General features: G+C 71.3%; 19 protein-coding genes and 1 pseudogene. 7 read left to right on the plus strand and 13 right to left on the minus strand.

Annotation, left to right across the window (positions count from 1 at the left end):
- Positions 1–1,130 precede the first annotated feature (1,130 nt).
- From IEZ15_RS30200 to IEZ15_RS30225, 6 genes are all read left to right on the plus strand, one after another.
- Positions 1,131–2,627 (plus strand): alpha/beta hydrolase, encoded by a 1,497-nt coding sequence (locus tag IEZ15_RS30200; protein WP_189280222.1) that lies wholly within the window; start codon positions 1,131–1,133, stop codon positions 2,625–2,627.
- Positions 2,628–3,338: 711 nt separating this feature from the next.
- Positions 3,339–3,590 carry a ferredoxin gene (locus tag IEZ15_RS30205; protein ID WP_189280206.1) on the plus strand — a complete coding sequence of 84 codons (252 nt, stop codon included), beginning with the start codon at positions 3,339–3,341 and terminating at the stop codon, positions 3,588–3,590.
- Positions 3,580–4,974: an NAD(P)/FAD-dependent oxidoreductase gene (locus tag IEZ15_RS30210; protein WP_229846186.1), complete on the plus strand. Its 1,395-nt coding sequence runs from the start codon at positions 3,580–3,582 to the stop codon at positions 4,972–4,974. Before IEZ15_RS30205 ends, IEZ15_RS30210 begins: the two co-directional genes overlap by 11 nt.
- A gap of 57 nt (positions 4,975–5,031) precedes the next feature.
- Positions 5,032–6,270: a cytochrome P450 gene (locus IEZ15_RS30215; protein ID WP_189280208.1), complete on the plus strand. Its 1,239-nt coding sequence runs from the start codon at positions 5,032–5,034 to the stop codon at positions 6,268–6,270.
- Between the two features lie 51 nt (positions 6,271–6,321).
- The gene (locus IEZ15_RS30220) at positions 6,322–8,034 is read left to right on the plus strand and encodes a helix-turn-helix domain-containing protein (RefSeq protein ID WP_189280209.1); all 1,713 of its coding nucleotides are present in this window, start codon (positions 6,322–6,324) and stop codon (positions 8,032–8,034) included.
- A 132-nt stretch (positions 8,035–8,166) separates the two neighbouring features.
- The gene (locus IEZ15_RS30225) at positions 8,167–9,525 is read left to right on the plus strand and encodes a type III PLP-dependent enzyme domain-containing protein (protein WP_189280210.1); all 1,359 of its coding nucleotides are present in this window, start codon (positions 8,167–8,169) and stop codon (positions 9,523–9,525) included.
- Positions 9,526–9,666: 141 nt separating this feature from the next.
- Here IEZ15_RS30225 and IEZ15_RS30230 read toward each other — a convergent pair whose 3' ends face one another.
- The 13 genes from IEZ15_RS30230 to IEZ15_RS30290 form a co-directional block, all read right to left on the minus strand.
- Positions 9,667–10,197, minus strand: coding sequence for a discoidin domain-containing protein (locus IEZ15_RS30230; RefSeq protein WP_229846187.1), 531 nt, complete (start codon positions 10,195–10,197; stop codon positions 9,667–9,669).
- Positions 10,198–10,805: 608 nt separating this feature from the next.
- On the minus strand, positions 10,806–11,339 hold the full coding sequence (locus IEZ15_RS30235) for a phage tail protein (RefSeq protein WP_114245648.1): 534 nt from the start codon (positions 11,337–11,339) through the stop codon (positions 10,806–10,808).
- A gap of 5 nt (positions 11,340–11,344) precedes the next feature.
- A complete protein-coding gene (locus IEZ15_RS30240; protein ID WP_189280211.1) occupies positions 11,345–13,303 on the minus strand; it encodes a putative baseplate assembly protein in 1,959 nt (652 codons plus the stop codon).
- Positions 13,300–13,713, minus strand: a complete 414-nt coding sequence (locus IEZ15_RS30245) for a GPW/gp25 family protein (protein WP_189280212.1) — start codon at positions 13,711–13,713, stop codon at positions 13,300–13,302. Before IEZ15_RS30245 ends, IEZ15_RS30240 begins: the two co-directional genes overlap by 4 nt.
- A gap of 6 nt (positions 13,714–13,719) precedes the next feature.
- The gene (locus IEZ15_RS30250; RefSeq protein ID WP_093896035.1) at positions 13,720–14,013 is read right to left on the minus strand and encodes a PAAR domain-containing protein; all 294 of its coding nucleotides are present in this window, start codon (positions 14,011–14,013) and stop codon (positions 13,720–13,722) included.
- Positions 14,014–14,049: 36 nt separating this feature from the next.
- The gene (locus IEZ15_RS30255; protein ID WP_189280213.1) at positions 14,050–16,089 is read right to left on the minus strand and encodes a VgrG-related protein; all 2,040 of its coding nucleotides are present in this window, start codon (positions 16,087–16,089) and stop codon (positions 14,050–14,052) included.
- Complete coding sequence (locus IEZ15_RS30260) at positions 16,089–16,892, minus strand: CIS tube protein (protein ID WP_114245643.1); 804 nt, start codon at positions 16,890–16,892, stop codon at positions 16,089–16,091. Before IEZ15_RS30260 ends, IEZ15_RS30255 begins: the two co-directional genes overlap by 1 nt.
- Positions 16,893–16,897: 5 nt before the next feature.
- Entirely contained in the window at positions 16,898–17,335 is a 438-nt protein-coding gene (locus IEZ15_RS30265; protein WP_093549687.1) for a phage tail protein, read from the minus strand.
- 41 nt (positions 17,336–17,376) lie between these two features.
- The gene (locus IEZ15_RS30270; protein WP_189280214.1) at positions 17,377–19,182 is read right to left on the minus strand and encodes a hypothetical protein; all 1,806 of its coding nucleotides are present in this window, start codon (positions 19,180–19,182) and stop codon (positions 17,377–17,379) included.
- 29 nt (positions 19,183–19,211) lie between these two features.
- On the minus strand, positions 19,212–19,355 hold the full coding sequence (locus tag IEZ15_RS30275; RefSeq protein WP_093896703.1) for a DUF6760 family protein: 144 nt from the start codon (positions 19,353–19,355) through the stop codon (positions 19,212–19,214).
- Complete coding sequence (locus tag IEZ15_RS30280; RefSeq protein ID WP_189280215.1) at positions 19,352–19,810, minus strand: hypothetical protein; 459 nt, start codon at positions 19,808–19,810, stop codon at positions 19,352–19,354. Before IEZ15_RS30280 ends, IEZ15_RS30275 begins: the two co-directional genes overlap by 4 nt.
- A complete protein-coding gene (locus tag IEZ15_RS30285; protein WP_072488539.1) occupies positions 19,810–20,253 on the minus strand; it encodes a phage tail protein in 444 nt (147 codons plus the stop codon). The genes IEZ15_RS30280 and IEZ15_RS30285 overlap by 1 nt, the downstream gene beginning before the upstream one ends.
- 77 nt (positions 20,254–20,330) lie before the next feature.
- Entirely contained in the window at positions 20,331–21,881 is a 1,551-nt protein-coding gene (locus IEZ15_RS30290; protein ID WP_114245639.1) for a phage tail sheath family protein, read from the minus strand.
- Positions 21,882–22,112: 231 nt separating this feature from the next.
- On the opposite strand from IEZ15_RS30290, the pseudogene IEZ15_RS30295 reads away from it, so the two are divergent.
- Positions 22,113–22,618 (plus strand): annotated as a pseudogene (locus IEZ15_RS30295) (hypothetical protein); the annotation flags it as partial.

Consider the following 22,618-nt stretch of genomic DNA (forward strand, 5'->3'; position numbering starts at 1 on the left):
CGGAACCCTCCGCGCCGCTGCCGTCAGCGTCGTTGGCCACTTCCCAGATGAGTCCTCCGACCCGCTGCGCGACGTCGGCGAGGATGCCGCCCGTCACGTGCTGGCACCGGGCCGCCATCGCTGTCGACGGCCAGTCCGTGATCTGCATCACGACCCGTTCAGGGACACCGGGAATGAACAGAACGGTTGCCGCAGTGTGCCGGGCATCGTGCGGGCGCCCGACGCTCACCGAACTCGAAGCCCGTCGGCCCGTCAGGCCCGGCCGGTCGGCGCCCGCGCCCCTCGCCGGCCCGCCACCCGCGGCTACGCCGGCCTCGCTGCGGCAGCTGCCGCACGCCACCGCCGCGTCGTGCCCGTAGCGACGCGTCGGCTGGGAGTACCTGATGCACGGGCCCACTTTCCACGGAGAACAGCCCAGGGCCGCCGCTGCCCGCTCCACGGCTGTGATCCACGTGACCCGCCGACTGCGCTGGGCCGGCATGCGGGCGAGCGCGGGGCCGGGCTTCGCTCCTGAACCAGCCTTCCTCGCCGACGCGTCAGGCCCGGCCGATCTCCCGCAGAGCTGCCGCGCAGCCACACCGCCGGAGTGCGCGGCCGGGGCCGTAAGTGAGGCTGACACCAATGGGATTGGGGGGACAGCCGTAGTGAATACGGACGGCCGCGTCTTTAGCGTCTGACGGTATGAAATGTGTGCAGAACAGCGCGACGACATCCCTGACCGGTTCACATCGCCGGGCGTGGAGACTGTCGTGCCCTGTTCGGCAGAAGGCCGGTGCCCGCGCGCCGGCTCGCCGAGATGAAGCGCACCGTCCCCACTGACGCGGACAGGGTCTGGCCCGGCGCCCGGTACGGGCTCGGTCCGATCGCCACCCTCTGAAGCGCGGCGGCACGCAGTGGGGAAACGCCGGGACGGTACCCGGCGGACACCGCGCACTGGGCGCGGTCGGCCCCGGCAGCCGCAGCACCTCCCTCACTCACCAGGCCCACAAGGACTTCCTCCCCGTCGTGGGCACAGCCTTCCGCACCACCAAGCACCTCCAGGAGACCAAGTGATCAACCCCAGCCCGGCCGTGCGCCGCGCCTCGGCCGTGGGCCTGGCCCTCGCCGCCTGCCTCACCGCTTCCCCCTCAATGGCCACTGCGGCTCCCGCCGGGGCAACGGCCAAGAATGGCGCCGGGGCCGGACTCGACCGCTACTACCAGCAGAATCTCAGCTGGGGAAGCTGTGCCGAGGGCCCCGACGACACGATGGGCCGCGACCTGGACAAGGCAGGCGTGCAGTGCGCGGAGGTGACCGTACCGCTGGACTACGCCGACCCCCGGGGCCGTACGATCACCGTCGCAATATCCCGGCTCAAGGCCACCGACACCCGCCACCGCATCGGCGCGATCCTGCTCAACGAAGGCGGCCCCGGCAGCCCCGCCCTGTTCTCCCCGCCGACCGCCCGCGAGGGGATGAAGAAGGTCGGCCCGCGCTACGACATCATCGGCTTCGACCCGCGCTTCGTAGGCCGCAGCACCCCGCTGGACTGCGGCTGGCCCGTGGGCACCAATCTCCTCTCGGCCGGTCTCAGCCGCGCGAGCTTCGAGCGCCAGGTCGCCTTCCAGAAGAACCTGGCCGACAAGTGCCGCGCCACCAGCTCGTCGTTGCTGCCGCATGCCAGCACCCGCAACACGGCCCGCGACATGGACGTCATCCGGGGCGCGCTCGGCGAGCGGAAGATCTCTTACCTGGGCTACTCGTACGGCACCTACCTGGGCACCGTCTACACCCAGATGTTCCCCGGCCGCTACGACCGCATGGTCCTGGACGGGGCCATCGACCCGCGCCGCTTCGGCCCCCAGCTGCTGCGGGACGTCGTCGGCGAGAACGAGCAGGCACTCGCCGACTGGGCCACCTGGGCGGCGCAGCGCGACAACGCCTACGGCCTCGGCCGCACCCGCGCCGAAGTCCTCGCCACGATCGACCGCATCGTCGCGGCATCCGCGCGCGGCCCGCTCACCGTCGGCACCGCGCCCGAGACCTTCCGACTCGATGACACCCAGGTCCCGTTCCTCCTCCTCAACGCGATGGCCGACGACACCGACCCGGAGCGGGCGTTCCTCGGCGAGCAGCTCTCCGTACTGGCCAAGGCCGCGGCCGGGCAGCCGACCCGACTGTCACCGCAGTTCACCGCCTTGTTGCGACTCCTGCTGACCGGCGAGACCCGCAACGGCAGCCCGCAGACCGCGATCATCTGCGGGGACAAGGCCGCCCCGCGCGACCCCGAGGTCTACTGGCAAGACATCGAGCGCAACCGCGCGAAGCACCCGCGGTTCGCCCCGCTCACCAACAACATCAGCCCATGCGCCTTTTGGGACCGGCCCCGCGAGGAACCCACCCAGATACGCCGCGACGCCTCCCCGCTGATCGTGTCCGCCACCGGCGACCCGCGCACCCCGCACACGGGCGCCGTCGCCCTGCACGGCCTGCTGCCGAGCTCCAAGCTGATCACACTCAAGGGCGCCAACCGCCACGCGATCTACGCCTCGTACGGCAACACCTGCGTGGACAACAAGGTCAACCGGTACCTGGCCACCGGCAAACTGCCGGCGAACGACCGGACCTGCGTCAAGCAGGCCCGGTAGCGCTTCTGAAACGGTAGGAAACGCCGCCCCGTCACGACGTCCGTTCCCTCTTTCCAGGTCAGCAGGTCCCCCAGGGCGGAGTGCAGCACCGTTCAAAAGCCAGGTCTGCCTCAGCGCACTGCAGGTCGGAACGCTTCCGCATGCCCTCGAGTTCGAAGCTCGGATCCTCCGCCAGTGCCTCATCGGGCACGATGCCGAAGGGCCCCACCGCTCGCGGTGGGGCCCTTCGACGTTCCGTTCGGGACATGCAGTCCCCGGTAGTCCTTCTTGGTTCCACGAGCTTTCAACCGTCGCTGAAAGTTCCGGGATCGAGAGGATCTGCCGGGGGCCTGGCCAGAGCCAACGAGAGGGTCACTCGGTTCGGCGAACGTCTCCGCCGTCGGTGCGGCTCGCTCTGGTTTTCTGGTGTATTGAAGATTGTCCTCCCTATTTCTCCCAGGTCAAGGGTTTCCGGACCATTACGGACAAAACTTCAGGTTTCGACGCCCAGGGCCGCGGCCGGTCGGCGGTGGTTCTTCCAGAACAGAGGAATGCCGCTTCCCCGGCTTCGCCGTGCCGGAGGAGCTCGCGGCCGGAGGAGCTCGCGCCGGCCGAGGCCGGTGCGTCCCAAAGCGGCGCGCGCCGATGACTCCATTGGTCCGCCATTGCTCGCGGAACCACAGCGTCACTCGCAGGCTGAGGCGGGGGTACTACGGGAAGGGCGGCCCCTTGATGAGGCTTGTAGTCGATCTCAATCGGTGTCAGGGGTACGCGCAGTGCGCCTTCCTCGCACCCGATGTCTTCGCCATGCACGGCGAGGAGTCGCTGTTGTACAACCCGCACGCCGACGAGACGCATCGGGATCAGGTGCTTCGTGCCGCCACTGCGTGTCCGGTGCAGGCGATTCTGGTGGACGACATGAGTGATGCGTCGGCCGCGGCAGGGGACATCGCCGGGCGAGAGGGGCCGGCCGGTGTCCGGTGACGGTGCTCTGGCGTGGCTGAGGCGCGAGGGACGGATCGTGATCGTCGGCGCCTCTCTGGCCGGTCTCCGGGCTGCGGAGACCCTGCGGAAGGAGGGCTTCACCGGTTCGCTCACGCTGATCGGCGACGAGCCCCACGAACCGTACGACCGGCCGCCGCTCTCCAAACAGGTCCTGCTGGGCCACGCGACCGCCGATCGCACCGCGCTGCCCCGGCGTCTGGCGCTCGACGCGCACTGGCGGCTCGGTGTCGCCGCCACTGGGCTGGACATGGCGGCCAAGCGGGTGCGGCTGGCCGACGGGGACGAAGTGGAGTACGACCGCCTGCTGATCGCCACCGGCGTGCACGCCCGTCCCTGGCCGCACAAGTCCGAGGCCGAACTGGACGGGGTCTTCGTACTGCGTACGCGTGACGACGCGGCCCGGCTGCAGCGGCGGCTGGCGGCATCGCCCCGCCGGGTGCTCGTCATCGGCGCCGGATTCACCGGCTCGGAGATCGCTTCGGCCTGCCGCGAGCGCGGGCTGCCGGTGACCGTCGCCGAACGCGGTGCGGCGCCTCTCGTGGGCGCGCTCGGCGGCGTGATCGGCCGGGCGGCAGCGGATCTGCAACGCGAGCACGGCGTGGACCTGCGCTGCGGAATCATGGTCACGGCCCTGGAGGGCGACGCGCCGGGGCGCCTGCGACGCGCCCATCTGTCCGACGGCACCACCATCGACACCGACGTCGCGGTGGTCTCGCTCGGCGCGACGCGGAACACCGAGTGGCTGGCCGGATCCGGGCTCGGCGCCGGACCGCGCGGAATCGCCTGCGACGCCGGATGCCGGGCCTTCGACGTCCGCGGGATCGTGACCGACGACGTCTTCGTCGCCGGTGACGTGGCACGGTCCCCGCACGCGCTGTTCGGGTACCAGTTCCTGTCACTCGAACACTGGGGCAACGCCGTCGCACAGGCCGAGACCGCGGCGCACAACATGATCAGCAGCAGCTCGGAGCGCCGCCCGCACCTGTGGGTGCCGGCCTTCTGGTCCGCCCAGTTCGGGGTCAACATCAAGTCGGTCGGCGTCCCGTCCCTGGGCGAGGAGGTCATCGTCGCCCAGGGGTCGCTCTCCGACCGCCGCTTCACCTGTGTGTACGGATACCAGGGCCGTGTCATCGCCGCTGTCGCCTTCGACCAGACGAAGTGGCTGGAGTTCTACCAGCGGCAGATCGAGTCGGCTGCGCCGTTCCCGCCCGACTACCCCTCGGTGGACCGCCGTCCCGAAGGTCTGCGGCCGGTCCCGGCCGAATTCCCGGACCCCTCCCTGCCCACCCACGGGCCGTCCGTCACCGTGAGCGGCTACTCACCGACCGACCAGCGGATCACCTTCGTCCCCGCACACGCCTGATCGCAGCCGGGAAAGCCCGCTGTCCCACGCCCACAAGGACGCCACCAAGGACCCGACATGACGCAAGCCACGCTCCTGCGGCAGATCATCGACTACTCCAGCCGCGCCGACCCCTACCCGCTGTACGCCGAGCTCCGTAAGACGCCGGTGCTTCAGGAAGGGGACGACCTGTTCGTCGTCAGCACGTACTGGGAGATCAAGAGTCTGCTGCACGATCCGCGCATCAGCTCGGACGCCCGCAACCTCTCTCCCAGCGCCGCAGGCACACTCCTGCAGGAGGAGGAGGAGGCGTCGGCTCTGCCGCCCGCCTTCCTGAGGCTCGACCCACCCGAACACGACCGGTTGCGCCGTATGACGATGCGCCCGTTCGGGCCGCCGGAAACCCCCCGGCGCGTCCACAACATGAGGGGCGAACTGGCCCGGATCGTTTCCGGCCTCATCGACGGTTTCGGGGACCGGAACCGGATCGACGTCGTCGATGACTTCTCGTACCCCTTTCCCGTCACCGTGATCTGCCGGCTGCTCGGGGTTCCGCGCGAGGACGAGGCGCTCTTCCACTCCTGGGCCGACACCATCGCCGCCGGCCTCGACCCGGACCCCGGCCAGGACCCCGGAGAGCGGCGCCGCGTCACCCAGCAGGCCCGCACCGAACTGGGGAAGTACCTGTCGGGGCTCATCGACGAACGCAGCGGCGCACCCGGCGACGACATGCTCTCCGCACTGGTCACCCAGCACGGCGAGGACGGGCAGATGACCCGGATGGAACTGCTCAGCACGGCCTCCCTGCTCCTGATCGCCGGCCACGAGACAACGGTCAACCTCATCACCAACGGGATGCTCACCCTGTTGCGCAACCCCGACGTTCTGGAGCGGCTGCGGGGCGACCCCGGGCTGGCCCTCCCGATCGTGGAGGAACTCCTGCGCTTCGAGCCTCCCGTGCAGTTGCTTCCGCAGCGCACCACGCTCGCGGACATCGACATCAACGGCGTCACCATCCCCAAGGGCGCATCCGTCTGGCTCGTCCTGGCCTCCGGCAACCGGGACCCGCAACGGTTCCCCGACCCCGACCGCTTCGACCCCGACCGGAAGGACAACCAGCACCTCGGCTTCGGCAGCGGCATCCACAACTGCTTCGGCGCACCCCTCGCACGCCTGGAGGCACAGCTCGCCCTGACCGAGCTGGCCCGCAGGCTCAACAGTCCCCGCCTGGTCGAGGACCCGCCCCCGTACCGACAGAACGCCGTGCTGCGCGGCCCCCGCCACCTGAACATCACATTCGACGGATTCCACGCATAGGGAGTGTGTCCGCCCTGGCTCCCGCCGGGAACAGCCGACCATGATGGACGGATGCCGACGCATGAACCGGACCGGCGCGACACCGGGCCCTCGCTGGAGCAGATCCTCGGCCTGATCGCCCCCGGAATGCTCGATGTCGTCGTGGCGCCGCGCGGTACCGGCGTGCCGGTGGCCGATGTGGCGCTGCACGATCCCGGTGAGGAACGGGACGACGACGCCCGGACGGCATCCGGGCTGATCCTGCTCGCCGTCGGTGTGGAGGCCGCCTCGCCCGAGGCGATCGACGTACTGCGCGACGCGGACCGGGCCGGAGCCGCGGCCGTGGTCATGCGGCGGGGCAGTCGCGGGCCGCGGGCGGCCCTGCTGGAGGCGGCCGGTCAGGGGCGTACGGCGTTGCTGACCCGGCGGCCGGGGCATGGGTGGACGGAGGTGCTCGGCCGGTTGCGGACCGCTCTGGTGCACAGCGCCCCGGCCTTTTCCACCACCGAATCGGCCGGCCCCGACAGGGTGGGCGGGCTCCGGCTCGGCGATCTGTCGGGGCTGGCCAATACGGTGGCGGACCTGGTCGGCGGTGCCATCACGATCGAGGATCCGCAGTCGCGGGTGCTGGCGTACTCGCGGATGGACCACGAACCCGATCCGATGCGCCGGCTGACGATCCTCGGGCAGGAGGTCCCTCGCTGGCGGGTCGACGAACTGCGCGAGAGCGGCTTCTTCCAGGCGCTGTGGAGCACCGACGACGTGGTGCGACGGCCCGCCGACGACCGGTCCGCCGAACGGCTGGCCATCGCCGTGCGCCACGGGTCCGAGGTGCTCGGGTCCATCTGGGCCGCCGCCGACGGCCGGCCGCTCGCCGAGAGTGCGGCGGCGGCGCTGCGCACGGCCGCCCGGGCCGCCGTACCGCATCTGTCCCACCATCGGACGTGGGGCCGGGCGGCGGCCAGGGCGCGGGAGGAGGCGGTGCACGCGCTCCTGGACGGGGCCGCGCACGCGTCGCAGGCCGCGCACGATGCCGGGATCGCGGCGGACCGGCCGTACGCGGTGATGGTGGCCCAGGCGTACGACAGCCGGGCGGGCGGCACCGCGTCCGGGGGCGGAACCGACACCGGCACCGGCGCCGAGCAGCGGGTGCTGGATGTGCTCGCGTTGCAGGCCGCCGCGTACCGGCCGGGGTGCGTGACCGCGCGGTCCGGGCGGCGGCTGTACGTCCTGGTCCCTGCGAGCGACGGTGAGGCCGATCCGGCGCGCACCCTGTTGGCGACGGCCCGCTCGGTGCCGCGCAGTGTGGTGTTCGCGGGCGTCGGGCCGTTGGCGGCGGACCTGTCGGGGCTGCCCGCCTCGCGGGAGGCCGCGGAGCTGGTGGTGCGGGTGCTGCGGGAGCGGGCTACGAGGCTGCCGGTCGCGGAGGTGGTGTCGGCGGTGGCGGCGTTCGGCGAGGTGGTCGCCGACACGTCGGTGCTCCGGGTGCTCGACCGGGTCGAGCCGTTGTGGAAGTCGCTGTCGGGGCCCGTGCACGCGATGGTGGAGCACGACCGCGCACACGGTACGGAGTACGGCGCGTCGGTCGCCGCCTACCTCGACGCGTTCGGCGATACGGGCACGGCCGCGCGGCGCCTGACTGTGCACCCCAACACGTTGCGGTACCGGTTGCGCCGGGCCCGGGAACTGTTCGGCGTCGATCTGGCCGACCCGACCGTGCGGCTCCTCGCGGACATCGGGCTGCGCATCGCGGCTCGCAGCGCGCACGGGTCGAGCAGTCGTTGATCGTCGAGCTGTCCGGTGCGACAAAGGAATCGGGCAGGCATCGTCGCGTCGGTCGAAGACGCGCCCTCCCCACCGCGCCGAAACTGTCCGTACAGCCGACGTGACAGATGGAGGGTTGTTGTTGTGGTTCACATGACTTCCGGTTCGGCAGCCCGCTCGGCAGTCGAGCAGCGCGGTACCCGGCGTGCGGCGGCGCTGGCGCGTGCCGTCGAGGACGGGCTGCTCGGTCCGCGCTCGCCCGTGGTCGGCCTGCTCGACGTGGACGGTGTGCTCGCCGCCGTCGACGCGCTGAACGAGGCGTTCCGAGGACCCGCCGCGGTACGGCACACGTTCGCGGCCAAGGCGTGCGGACTGGTGCCCGTGCTGCGGCTGCTCGCCGAGGCCGGGATGGGCTGCGAGGTGGCCTCGCCCGGTGAACTGGAACAGGCGCTGGCGGCCGGGTTCACGTACGACCGGCTGGTCTTCGACAGCCCCGCGAAGACGGTCGAGGAGCTGGAGTTCGCCCTCGCCCATGGCATCGCGATCAACCTGGACAACTTCCAGGAGATGGCCCGCGTCGACCGTCTGCTGGCCGGGCGACCGGCCGCCGGGCCGATCGGGCTGCGGGTGAACCCCCAGGTGGGGGCGGGTGCCATCGATGCGATGAGCACCGCGACGGCGACCTCGAAGTTCGGCGTCGCACTGCGCGATCCGGGGGCGGTCGACGAGGTGGTCGACGCCTTCGCGCGCCGGCCGTGGCTCAACCGCCTGCACGCACACGTCGGTTCCCAGGGCTGCCCCCTGCCGCTCATCGCCGAGGGCATCCGCGCCGCGTACGAACTGGCCGAGCGCATCAACGCACAGCTGGGCCGCGCGCAGATCACCGGGCTCGACATCGGCGGCGGCCTGCCCGTCAACTTCGCCGGCGAGGACGACCGCCCGACGTACGCCGATTACGTCACCGAGCTCCGCGGCGCCGTACCCGGTCTGTTCGACGGGCGCTACACCCTGATCACGGAGTTCGGCCGTTCCCTGCTGGCCAAGAGCGGAACAGTCGCAACGGTCGTGGAATACACCAAGTCCGCCGGGGGGCGGCAGATCGCGGTAACGCACGCGGGGGCCCAGGTGGCCACCCGTACGGTGTTCATGCCCGGTGCCTGGCCGCTGCGCGTCGGGGTGTTCGACGCCGCGGGCCGCCCCAAGCAGGGCCCGACCGAGATCACCGACATCGCGGGCCCGTGCTGTTTCGCGGGGGACCTGACCGCGACCGGACGCGAGCTCCCGGCCGTCGAGCCCGGCGACGTGGTGGCGCTCCACGACACCGGGGCGTACTACTTCTCGTCGCACTTCTCGTACAACTCGCTGCCGCGGCCTGCCGTGTACGGCTACCGGACGGGGGCCGACGGGCGGGTGCACTTCGCGCTCGTACGCGAGGCGCAGAGCGTGCGCGAGGTCGTCGAGGAGAGCGGCCTCGCGCAGGCGGGCGCACTGGTGGCGCTGCGCGCGGACTGATCGTCTCCGTGCTCGGCGGGGCCGGCGTCGCTCATCCGGGGCGCCCCATGCGGGTGAGGGGTCATGTACTCACCACGCGGGGACCGGAGCAAGTTCGTCCGGGCGTCGCCGGCCCTTCGAGCGTCGGCGGTCCTTTCCGGGTCAGGGCCTTCGGCCGAAGAACTCGACCTCGGCGACGGCCAGTCGACGGCCGGGACCCGCTCCATAGGTGGTGTCCGTCGTGAGGCGGGCCCGGACGATCTCCGAACCGCGAAGGTCGAAGGTCTGCTGACCCGGCTGGTCCTTGACCCTGATCTCCTTGCTGACCCGGCTTCCGTCGGCGGAGGTGAGCAGTACGGTGATCCTGGCCGGGCGGGCCTGGGTGAGGAACTCGTCCTTCTTGGCCGACGTACCGGAGAGGACGACCAGCTTCAGCACGCGTACCGGCTGCTCGAAGTCGCACTCCAGGTACTGGCCCACACCGGTGTCGGGACCTGCGGCCGAGGGCGCCCAGTAACGATTGTTGAAACCATCGAACGCCGCACCCGCCGGGTGGCCCGGCGCCCTGCTGGAGGCCCGGAACCGGGTGGGCGGCACCGCCTCCGGCGTCCCGGTCTCGTCCTTGGCGAAGCCGAACCAGCCGGACACATGCGGCAGGGCGAACCAGACGCCGCACGCCACCACGATCAGCACGATCGGAAGCGCAAGACCGGGACGGCGCCACAACCGACGCCGCGGCCGGGTACCGGCGGTGGGCGCCTGACGCGGTCGCCTTCGGAGGATCCGACGCCACCAGGGGGGCCGGGCCTCGGGCGGCGGGCCCGGGTCCAGGAGCAGGGCACAGCGGATGCACAGGGTGCGGTCCGGGGAGTTCTCCGTGCGGCAGTTGGGGCAGCGAACGGGTGGAGCGACAGGTGGACCCGGGGGTGTGTTCACGGGTCCCGGCGGTACGTCGGGCAGCGCCTCGGGCCCCGGCACCGACTCGTCCGGCTCGTCACCGGGGCGACGCGGGGCGGCCGCAGTGACGGGTGGTGGAGGCGTGGGCTGGGGCTGGGGCTGGAATTGCGGCTGTGACTGTGGCTGAGGTTGGGGCTGAGGTTGAGGTTGAGGTTGGGGTTGGGGTTGGGGTGACGGCTGAGGTTGGGGTGACGGCTCAGGTTGGGGTGATGGCTGAGGCGCAGGAGCAGGGCCGACAGAGGACGCCGAGGAACCCCCGTCCGCCCCCTCCCACTCCAGGAACGCCCGGCACGACGTACAGAACTGCGTCCCCGGCGCATTGCTCTGCCCGCACGCCTCACAGATCACGAGACCTCCAGGTCGAAGCCCACATGCGCCGGTATCTCCGTACGGATCAGCTCCTCCAGCCGCACCCGGTCGACCTGGTACGGCTGGGAGGCCCGGACCCGGACCGTCACCCACGGCCGCGGGCCGCCCGGGAACTGTGTGTGCGGCGTCGACGACCACGCCGTGCCACCGCTCTCGACGATGTCCGGCTCGATCCCGGTCTCCAGGAACACCGCCTCCGCCAGCCCACGCCTGGTACCGCGCCTGCTGTGCCGCTCGACCGCGCCCTGTACCGCCGCGCGCCGCTGATCGACCGGGTGGTCCGCGCGGGTGTCGACGGCCACCCACTGGGCCAGCCAGGCCAGGAAGTCCTCCGGCGCGCTGCGGGGGTCGAGGTGGGCGGGCAGATTGTCGATCGAGAGCAGGACCGGGGCGAGTACGTCGTCGAGCGCCGCGAGGAACCGTTGCAGGAAGTCCTGCTCCAGATAGACCGCCGGGAGCTGCTCGATCAGCGGGTGCGGTGTCGGCAGGCCGGTCACGGCTGTGCGCATGGCGGTCAGGCCTCCCGTACCCGGAGCTGGTGCTCGTAACTGAAGACCAGTGCGTGCCGGTCCAGTGCGATCTTGGTGGTGGGTTCGCCGCGCTGCCCGGTCACGGGGTCCGCCGGGAAGAGGCGTACGTCCTCCACCAGGTCCACCCCCGGCACCTGTTGCAGTACGGCGAACGCCTCGCCCGACTGGATCGGCCGGCCGAACGGCCAGCCCCCGCCGCCGGGTCCGCCGCTCAGCGGGTTGAAGTAGCTGTAGAGGGCTGCCAGCGCCTCCTCGCGTACCCGTTCCAGCACGGCACCCCTGCGGCCCTGGACCGAGGCGACCACGGTGACCCCCTGGTAGTAGGGCGGTTCGACCACCAACCGGGCGCCGATGGGCCGCCGTTCGTCCAGATGGCCCGCGATCAGGGCGAGGGTGTGCTGCGGCGGGATGAGTTCGTCGAACTGGATCCGGCCCTGCTCGTCGCTGCGTCCGGCCGGTACGACGAGCAGCCGCACCCCGCCCGCCTCGACGTCCGAGTCCCCGCCGGCCGGAATGCACTGCACCCTGGACGCGTCGGGTGCGACCTCGCGGGCGAGCAGTTCGTAGTCGTGCGGTACGACGGCCCGGTGCAGGGTCCGCAGGGTCATCGGCCCGCGTACCCGTGCGCTGTCCACCGTCTCGCCGTCGACTCCGCCGAGCGCGGGGCGCCGGTTCTCCACGCGGGCCACGTACGGGATGGCGCTGCGCAGCACCCGGAGCGTGGAGCGGGCGACATTGCCGCGCAGTCCACCGCCGGTGCGGTACGAACGCACGCGTACGGTGGCGCCCTTCGGCGGTACCGCGCCGTAGTAGCGGATGGAGCCGTCCCGTTCGCGTACCGCCGGACCGAATTCGACCCGCCCCGAGTTGGGGTCGAGCGTGATGTGCCGGTCGTCGGGTCCGGAGTGCGCGAAGTCGTCGACGCGGGTCCACTCCGTGCCCTGCGGGTCCCCCGCCGGATCCGCGACCTCGACGACGAAGTCGCCGGGCACCACCGGCGGGCGGCTCACCGTGAAGGTCTGTCCGGGTACGCCTTCGGCCGGGCCGAGCACCTCGTCGGTCACGGTCTCGGCGTGGACCGCCCCGACGGTCGCGCCGATCGTGAACGCCGTGATCCGGCGCACCACCGGAGACGCCATATAGGTGGGCTGCCCGGGGGTGGCCTCCACCAGGCGGCAGCGCAGCCAGCCGCCGGTCCGGCGCACGACGACGGCCGGGGTATGCCCCTCGGGAAGGTGCAGGATCAGCTCTCCGGACCGGTTGAAGCCGCCGGTGTCGTCCTTCTCGACCTCGCAGACCGTCCAGGCACTGCCGTCCCAGGCCTCCCAGAGCAGCGGCGGCCGCAGCGGATCCACACCGACGCCCTCGACCGCGCAGTCCAGCCGCAGCACGACGACTCCCGACGGAACGGCGGCCGACAGGCCCACATAGAGGGCGTCGCCGGGCGCGGGCGTGGTGTCGAAGCAGGGGACGGCCCGGCCGAGCGTGAGTTCCTCGGTACGGTCGACGGCGTCGCCGGACGTCGGCCAGGTGGCGAGATGCGCGAACTCGCACGGCACGATGGACAGTTCACGGCCGGTCGTGAACACGACCGCTTCCTCGGTCTCCGTGCGGACGGTCGCAACCTCCGTACCGGCCCTTACCCGTACCGGTTCGGGCTGCGGTGCGGAGAGCCTGAACGTCACATCGGTGTGGGCGGCCGTGGGCGGGTGGAGCCGGACCCCGATCAGGTCGAGGAAGGTCAGATAGCTCTTCTCCGGAACCCGGTTCACCCGGTAGACGAGCTGGTCCACCATGGTCGCGAAGGCCTCGATGAGGGTCACGCCGGGGTCCGACACATTGTGGTCGGTCCACTCGGGGCAGCGCTGCTGGACGAGCCGTTTCGCCTCGTCGACCAGGCCCTGGAAGCGACGGTCGTCCAGATGCGGACTGGGCAGCGTCACGCGCCGTCCACCTCCTCGTGCTGCGGGATCACATAGAACGGAAAGACCAGGTTCCGGGGGTCGTTGGCGCCCCGTACGGTGTAGCCGATGTCGATGTACAGGACTCCGTGGTCGACCTCGTCGAACCGGACGACGACCGCGGTGACATCGATCCGGGGCTCCCACCGGTCCAGCGCCAGACGTACCTCGTACGCGAGCTGCCCGGCCGTGCCCGCGTCCGCCGGGGCGAACACGTAGTCGTTGATCGCGCAGCCGAACTCCGGGCGCATGGGCCGCTCGCCCGGCGACGTGGCCAGGATCAGCCGGATCGACTCCTCCAGCTCGTGCTCGCCGCGCACCAGGGCGATGGAACCGGTGGCGTCCGTACGCGGTGGGAAGGCCCAGCCCGCACCGATGAACTGCTGACCCATGGACGCTCAGCCTCCGATCAGCACCGTCGGGCAACCGGACACGACGGGCGATCCGCAGGCGGCCAGGTCCCCGACGCGCGCGGCGGGCTGCCCGCCGATCAGCACCGTGGTGCTGCCGGGCGGCGCGATCGCGGACGGCGGATGCACCGCGGGCGGCGGCATCGCGCACAGGTGCGGGGTGCCGACCGTGGCGGCGGGGAGGCCGCCGATGAGCACGGACGGGACACCGGGAGGCCCGACCGTGCCGGGGTGTCCGGTGGGATCGCCGACCCGTGCGGCTGCCGCCGCGGCTGCTGACATGAAAGTCCGTTCCTCTCGATCGGCGCGTCCGCGCCGTCAATTGATCTTCACCAGAGGTGCGTTGATGGCCAGGGAGCCGCCGCCCTTGATGTCGGTCCGCTGTGTTCCGTTGACCGCGACCTGGGCGCCCCGGACGTCCACCGTGCCGCCGGTGGAGAGCTTGACCTCGCCGTTTCCGCCGTCGACCCGCACTCCGCTGCGGGACGTCAACGTGACGCTGTCGCCGCTCAGTTCGAGCGCTCCCTGCCCGCCGTCCAGCGCGACCCCACGCGCCGCCTTGATGGACACCTGTTGCTTGGCCTCGATGTTCACGCTGCCGTCGCTGTTGATCACGATCACGGTGCCTCTGCGGTCGAGGTCGATCTTCAGTTTTCCGTCGCCGGTGAGCAGGCGTACGCCCTGCGGTCCGTTGGCGCCGTCCAGGAGCTCCAGCTGGTTTCCGCTCTTGGATGCGATCGAACGCCGGTTGACCGCCCCGGTGGTCGGGTCGACCAGCTCACCTCCTGGGGCGGGGGATGCGGCGGGCGTTGCTGTGGGTGGACCGGCGGGCGGCGCGCCGGCGGACGGTTCTGTGGACGGGCCGGGTCCGGCGCCCGGCCCGGAGGCACCCGCCCCGGAGGCACCCGGCCCGGACGCACCACCAGCGCCCCCGCCCGACCCGCCGCCGCTGCCCTGTGACGGGCGGTCCTTCCCGTTGTACAGACCGGCGAGGACGTACGGACGGTCCAGATGCCCGTGCTCGAATCCCACCAGGACCTCGTCCCCGACCTCGGGGATGAACGCCTCGCCGCCGCTCGTCCCGCCCGACTGGGCCGTGCGCGCCCAGTCGCTCGCGTACTCGTCCGACAGCCATGGAAACCGCACCTTGACCCGGCCCGAGCCCTCCGGGTCCTGGGTGTCGGTGACCGTCCCGCTGACCAGCCCCACGCAGCGCGACCCGCCCCCGCCTCCTGCACCGGACCCGCCGGATCCCGGACCTCCGCCGGTCAGCCCGAACAGCGAACGCTCCTGCTGCCCGGAGACCGTGAGCCAGGTCTCGTACCCGCGCACCGGGTCGAAGACATGCCGCGACGACGTGACCGTGTACCGCCCCTCGAACGGCGCCCCCACCGCGTTGAGCGCCACCGCACTGCCCGCCCGCACCTCCGGATTCCCCCGGATCACCGCCTCCAGCTCCGCGAACGATCCGGCGATCCGCTCCGCCAGGGCCTTCGCCGCCTGGTCCACCTGCGCCTGCGCCCCGTACGCCGTGTCCGTGACCACGAAGCGCGCCTCGCCGAAGGGCGCGGACACCTCGGCCGCGCTCACCCCCAGCTCCAGCGTCGCCGACTTCCCCGCGGGCGCCCGCCCGACGAGCGGCTGCTTGGTCTTGATGTCCCAGCCGCGCACCTCGACCTCGGAGACCTGCTCCGCGCAGGACACCCCGGCCCGGCAGCGCAGCAGATTGCTGCCCATCTCCAGGACCAGCGGATTCCGGTCGGCCCGTGCCGAACCGTCGGGTGCGCCGCTCGCCTCCGCGGGTCTGGTGATGTGCAGCTGTCCGTCGAGTACGTACGCCTGCGCGCCCGCCTCCTCCGCGAGATCGCGCACGAACTCCCAGTCCGTGACGTTGGGCTGGGCGATGTGTTCGAGTACGGGGCCGGCCACGTCCACCGTCCCCGGCTTCAGCCCGGCGCGCTGGGCCACCTGGGCGCAGATGTCGGCGAGCGTCATGTTCTGGTAGCTGGCGACCCGACGTCCCCGGAACAGCCGGTGCGACTCGTCGAGCCCGCGTACGACGGTGAAGGTGCCGGTCTCGTCGAGCTCCACCTCCAGGGCGGTGACCACCCCTTTCAGCAGCGGCTTCGGTGCCGTGTCCCCGCCCGCGCGGGCCAGCAGCCGGGCCTCGCTGCCGATCTTCAGCCCGGTCTGCTCCAGCAGTACCCGGTCCGGATCGCGGAAGCGCAGGAGAAACAGGTCGGGGAGCGTCCGGCTGTCGTCGACGTACCCCTCGACCAGTGTGTTCACGAACTTGGGCGGCAGCGGCCGGCCGCCGAACTCCACCACCAGCGCCGTCGCGACGCCCGGCTGCGCCATCAGGACCGCCCCCCGTCCCGGGTCTCTTCGAGCCGGTTCAGCTCGTCGAGCGCGGGGAGCAGCAGTTGCTGTCCGGGGGCCAGCCGCATCGGGTCGTCGATCCCGTTCGCCTCCGCGATCACCCGCCAGGCCGCCGGGTCGCCGTACTCGCGCTGGGCGAGCGACGGCAGCGAGTCGCCGGCGTCCAGCCGGTGGACCCGCCGGGCCGCGAGGGCGCCCGAGGTCGGGTTCTGCCCCGGGGTGTCGCCGCTGATCTCCTCCATCGTGACCTGGCAGACGGCCCGGATCGGCACGCCCGATGTGGTGAACAGGGTGTACTTCGCCTGTACTTGACTGACGTAGCCGGGGAACCCGGTCAGCCCGCCCCAGTGGAAGACCACCCACGGCGGTGACGAACGCTGCTGCTGACGGGTCTCGCTCGTCGGCACACAGCACGCGAAGAGCTGCTCGACCGAGGTCACCACACGGGTGTCCTGGGTGTCGCTGGCGTCGAAGAACATCTCCACGGTGAGCTTGCTGGGCTGCGAGCCCTGATACTCCGGCGGCCCCGAGCTCTTGGCGCCCTTGGCCGGACTCCGCTTCCAGGAGGCGGCCTTGGTGAGACTCAGCTCCTTGGGGTTGAACTGGAAGTCGATCCGTCCGCACGGACCACCGGGTGTGAGGCCACCGCCGGTCGGCGGCGTCCGCAGTTCCAGATAGGCATGCTCCAGCTTGGGCCGGGCCGAACCTCCCTTGCCCGCCCTCGCCGCCGACGCCCCGGACGTACCGGCGGCGCTGAACGCGATGGGACCTGCGCCACTCACGGCGGTCAGCCCTCCATCACATAGCCGTGATGGGCGATCTCGATCGTCTCCATCGCGACCTTGGGCGATTCGGGGGTGAAGGAGGGGCCGGTCCAGCGGACGGGCACGACCTCCAGCAGCCCCCACTGGGCCACCTTCTGCCCGTCCCCGGTCCGCGCCTCGATGTGCGCCGTCTTGCGGCTGAACCCGGTCGTCATGGTGGCGAACCAGCGGGCCACCTTCTCGGTCTCCTTGGTCAGCGGCCTGGACAGCTTCACGTTCGAGTACTTCAGGCGGGTCGGCAGCTGCCACAGATGCCCGTTGTTGCCGCCCTCCTCACGCGTTTCGAGCACCACTTCGCAGCCCAGCCCGTCACATGTGTTGAACGACCCGAGCTCGATGTCGTCGATCGTGACGACAAAGCAGACGCTGACGGCGGGATCGTTGTCCTGGGCGGTGGCCATGGCACGTACCTCTCAATTCCCTGTGTTGTCGCTGCCGTTCATCAGTGCCGGGTGTTGATGAGAAAACCCGCTCGCTCGCGTTCCAGCCGCAGATCCGCCTTGAAGAGCCTGCTGAGCGGTGTGTACAGGGCGCGTACCAGTTCGTCGGTGACGACGGGGGCCGCGGCGCCGCCGTGACCGCCGCTCTGGCCGGGTGGCGCGCCAGGGGCGGAGGCGGCCGCGCCCGGTGCGCCGTGGTCCTCGGCCATGGGCCCGGGTTCCGGTTCCGGTTCCGGTTCGGGCACCGGGGGAGGCTCCGGAGGCGGTGGTTCCGTGGTCTCGGCCTCACGCTGCACGACGGGTGACGAGTACGGCGGCGACGGCGAGCCGAAGACGACACTTCCGTCGGCCATCCGCTGAGCCACCCCCGCGGCCACGGCGACCGAACCGGCCGAGGTGAAGGAGGTTCCGGACGCCGAGGGAGCATGGGCGGCAGACGGTGCGGTACGGCTACCGGAACCAGTCAGTGAACGAGGCACCGGCGGCCCCCCGGCTGCCTGCCGCTGAAGGGCGGGAAGCGGCGGGGAGGGTGCGCCCGTCCCCTGCCCCGGAGCCGTGACGGTACGTTGCAGCGCCGCCGGTACGGACGGTGTCGCCGCCGCCATCGACGGCGCCCCCGCCCCACTGGACGTCCAGCGCACCGGTACGGCATCGGCCAGGGACACCGGTTCTGCACCTGGCACCGACATCGGTCCCGCACCGGCCGGCGAAGACGGCACCACCCCGTCCACTGCGGAACGCTGTACGGCCCCCGGCCCACCACTGCGCCCGTTCTGGAGCGCCACGGGCCGGTCGGCGAGCAGCGGCGCGACCGGAGCGGTGTTCGGGGGCGGCACCAACGGAGCCTGCGTCGGCACGGCGGGAGTCCGCTGCACCGCCGGTGTGGGGCTGCCCTGTGGTGTGGAGTCCGACGCGGCGGGGAGCAAGGGAGAGTCGCCGAGCAGCGGCGCGGTGGGCCCCCCGGAGTCGGGCTCCGACGCCGGGGCCACGGGCTCCTGAGCGGCCTCAGGGACCTCACCGCCCCCACCGCCCCTACCACTCCCACCGTCCTCCGCGCTCCGGGCAACCGGAATCCCCCCGGGCTCCGCACCGGTAACTTCAACGGCGGCCTTTCGCTGTGCCGTTGGCGGCAGTGCGGACATGGGCGCGCCAAGACCGGGCGCGCGCCGGGCCGAGCCGGGGGCGGGCGGCATCACCGATCGCTGAACGGGCGGAGCCGGATCCGGGGACGGATGAGGGTGCGGGTTCGGGTGCGTGTGCGGGTTCGGCGGCGCGGGCTCGGGTGAGGCCGATTCGGATGCCGCTACAAGGGTCTGCTCGCCCACCAGTTGACGCACCGGCACCTCCGCCGCGGCCGACTCCCCGGCCGACGTCATCGCGGGCGCATCCCCCGGAACGACACGCTGCATGGGCACGGCCAGACGTACGGACAGGGGGACGGACCGGGCCCCGACCGGCAGCTCCGCCGAACGCTCCACGGTCCGCTGCACCGGCGACGGACGGTCCACGGTGACCGGGGCGGCCGGGGCGGTGATCCCGTGCACCAGCCCGGTGGGCGCGTCCGGGCTGACCAGATGCCCGAGAGGTGTCCCGAGCGAGGCGTCCTGCCGGGTGGTGAGCGACCCCTGGAATCCGGAGGGGTCGATGACCAGATCCTGAGTGCCCAGGGTCCGCTGGATCGGCGACAGTTCGGACAGATCGACCCGTTTACGCAGCGGCGACGGCGGAGCTGCGCCCGCACTGCCCGCCTCCGCACCCGTACTCGTCTCCGTACGCCCGCCACCGCGCAGCCAGGACATCAGGCCCATGGATTCTCCCGCCCTCCCTGCGCTCTTCGCTACTGCCCGTTGAGGCGAGCGATCTGTGCGACGAACCTCAGTCGTTCCGGGTGTTCCAGGTCCAGCAGCTCATCGAGCGGCCAGTGGAAGTGATAGGCGAGGTACGCGACCTCCTCGTAGAGCAGGTCGGCCGCGTACGTCACGATTCCCCCAGGCGGCCACCGGCGAGATTCACCGCGAACTCCTCCTGGCAGGACGGACAGGTGACGGCGGCGCGGGTGTGTCCCTCGGCGTTGATCCGCCGGTAGAAGTCCTGGAGAAAGGCCAGGTCGGAGGCGAAGAGGTCCTCGATGATGCCGGGGTGGATGTCGTCGATCGTGCCGATCCGGGTGACGACCCGGGCGATGAGCACGACCGAGAGGTACGCGGAGTTCTCCCGCACCCGGTCGTCCCGCAGCGGCACGAGTTCATCGCGCGCGGTCGCGAGCCGCATGACGCCCGTGTGGTGCACGACACCCGCGTCGTCGACGTACCCGCGCGGCAGCTCGAAGGTGAACTCGGTGCGCAGTGGCTCCCGTTGACCGGACCGCCCGGTCCCGCCGGCCGGGGGATGCGTGTCCGGCCGTTCGAGGGCCTCCGCCGGTGCCGTACGTCGCATCAGTCGAGTTCCATGCTCTCGTAGGTGATCGCGAGCTTCTCCGTCAGGACCGAGGTGTCACCGGCCTTGAGGGTGCCGATCTCCAGGGACTTCGGCCAGGCGTTGATGAGCTTGTAGCGCTTGATGGCGATGCCCTCGTGGTCGTACACGATGACCGCGCCGTTGCGGCGGGCCGCGGTCATCCGCCCGAACCGGGAGTCCTTGATCCACCGTTCGAAGCTGTTGTCCTCGGTGAGACCGCGGGTCACGGTCACCTCACCGGCCTTCGGCCGGCCCGGGAGCTTCTTGATGGCGTAGCGGCCGTCGGCGGTGTTCTGCTTCAGCTCGATGACGTCCTGCTCCATCTTCAGACCACTGACCTCGGTGATCTGCTTGATGACGACGCTGTCGAATTCGAGGCCGAAGGAGGCCCCGACGGTGCTGTCGAGATCGGGAAGTGGCACAACAGGCTCCTTTACCGCTCTTACCGCTTGGTGGACCTCAGGACGGCCGCTCCGCCACGGCCCGGCGCCCGGCGGCGCTACTCGTCGACGCCGCCGGTGCCCCCGGTCAGCTGGGAGAGGCGGAAGACGACGAACTCGGCCGGCCTGACCGGTGCCACCCCGATCTCGCAGATGACCTGACCTGCGTCGATGCTCTCCGGCGGGTTGGTCTCACGGTCGCACTTGACGTAGAACGCCTCTTCCGGAGTAAGCCCGAACAGCGCCCCCTTGCGCCATTCGTTGACCAGGAATGCCGAGACCGTGCGCCGGATACGGGCCCACAGGGCGTCGTCGTTCGGTTCGAAGACGACCCACTGCGTACCGGCGAGGATCGACTCCTCCAGGTAGTTGAAGAGGCGCCGGACGTTCAGATAGCGCCAGGCCGGATCCGACGCCAGCGTGCGCGCGCCCCAGACCCTGATCCCGCGTCCGGGGAAGGACCGGATGCAGTTCAGCCCGATCGGGTTGAGCAGATCGTGCTCGCCCTTGGTCAGCTGCGTCTGCAGGGCGACCGCCCCTCGTACGACCTCGTTGGCGGGGGCCTTGTGCACACCGCGCGACTCGTCGTTGCGCGCCCAGACCCCGGCGATGTGGCCGCTCGGCGGGACCAGCTGCGCGCGCCCCGACGAGGGGTCGGCGACCCGGATCCAGGGGTAGTAGAGCGTGGCGTACTTGGAGTCGAAGTTGGCGCCGTCGGTGCGCCAGGCCCGGATCTGCTGCGGGCTGAGTCCGGGCGGCGGGTCGAGAATGGCGACGCGGTCGCCCATCAGCTCGCAGTGGCTGATCAGCCCCTGCTGCACGGCGACGACCGACTCCAGGTCCAGCAGTCCGCGTTCGTACGCGCTCATCAGGTCCGGCACAGCAATCGTGGTGACCTCTTCGACGGCTTCGAGCCCGCCGAGGCCGGTCCTGCGGTCGGGATCGCCGACGTACACCTCAGGGGTCAGCGCCCCGGCTCCGGGTGACGCGGGCGCTGCGGGGGCCAGGGTCACGGCCTGCGGCTCGGGTTTGGCGGGAGCGGCGCCGCGCCCGGACTCCCGTATCTCGATGAGCTCCGACTTTGCGTTGACCCGGGTGGCGACGTTCTCCTTACTGCGTTTGGTCGTGACGCTCGGGTACGTCTCCGCGACCTGCCCGTCCCGCTTCACGATCAGCTGGAAGACATCGGAAGGCGGATCGTCCCCCTCCACCTCGGTCACTTCGACAGTGATCTCACCGGCCACACCGGGGCGGGGCTTCACCGCGTACGGCCCGAGCTGCGTCTCCGATCCGGCGGGCAGCTGTCCGGCGGTCCCGTTGCTCTCGTCCTCGGCCGGGGGCTCGGTACCGTCACCGATGCGCACCACGTAGCAGACACCGCCGCCGTTGGAGAAGAACCCGTAGACGGCGGAGGCGAGATACGTACCGTCGACGAAGTCACCGAAGGTGCCGGCGAACTGGCTCCAGTTCGTGATCAGCGTCGGCTCGTCGAACGGGCCCTTCTGCGCGAAGCCGACGAAGGCGGCGACCGAGGTGCCCACGCCTTCGATCGGCCGGGATCCGGACTCGATCTCTTCGACGTAGACGCCCGGGGACAGGTACGACGGCATGTGAGTCTCTCCTTGGCCGGGAACGCCCGCAATTCTCGCGACAGCCGCGATCACCGGGAACGGACACACGGCCGCCCACCCGTGCACCGGCCGCTGCCCGATCAGGCAATGCCCTCGCGCTGTACGTACCGCCGGGCGCTGCCCCGACCACGGTGCGTCCGCCCTGCGTACCGCACGGGCACTGCGCACACCCTGGGACGCCGACAAAAACATGTGCGGCCGGGAGGGCGGATGAAGGGGGTTCCGGAGAAGGACCCCGCCTCCGTGTCCGGCCGCGGGGGCACCCCCCGTCAGGAGAACGTGACACTCAAGCCCGAAGTGTCACGTTCGCAGGCACCCCCACCCCACCGCCCACCGGGCGACCGCCCCGCCCCCGACCCCCGCAGCCTGCAACGTCTGCAACGCGCGGCGGGCAACGCGGCGGTCTCCCGCCTGGTGGCCCAGCGCTACACCGCCCCCGTGAAGCCATCGCCGGCCCAGGCCCCCGGGTTCCGCAAGGTCAAGGCCGATGTGGCGGCGAAGCGGACGAAGATCGCAGCCCATGCCCCCGCCACCACCGAGTCGAAGTCGGCACAGGACGCGGCGGTCGCGCCCCCCGACGACAAGGAGGCGCAGGGCAAGGCGGCGAACGCGGAGAAGATGAACGCCGCGAAGCCCGGCGAGTTCAACAAGCAGGCGTTCATCGACGCGGTGAACAAGGCCATCGACGCGCAGGCGCCGAAGAACCTCGACGACGC

It is taken from the genome of Streptomyces atratus, from assembly GCF_014648655.1.
In the GTDB taxonomy this organism is placed as follows: domain Bacteria; phylum Actinomycetota; class Actinomycetes; order Streptomycetales; family Streptomycetaceae; genus Streptomyces; species Streptomyces atratus.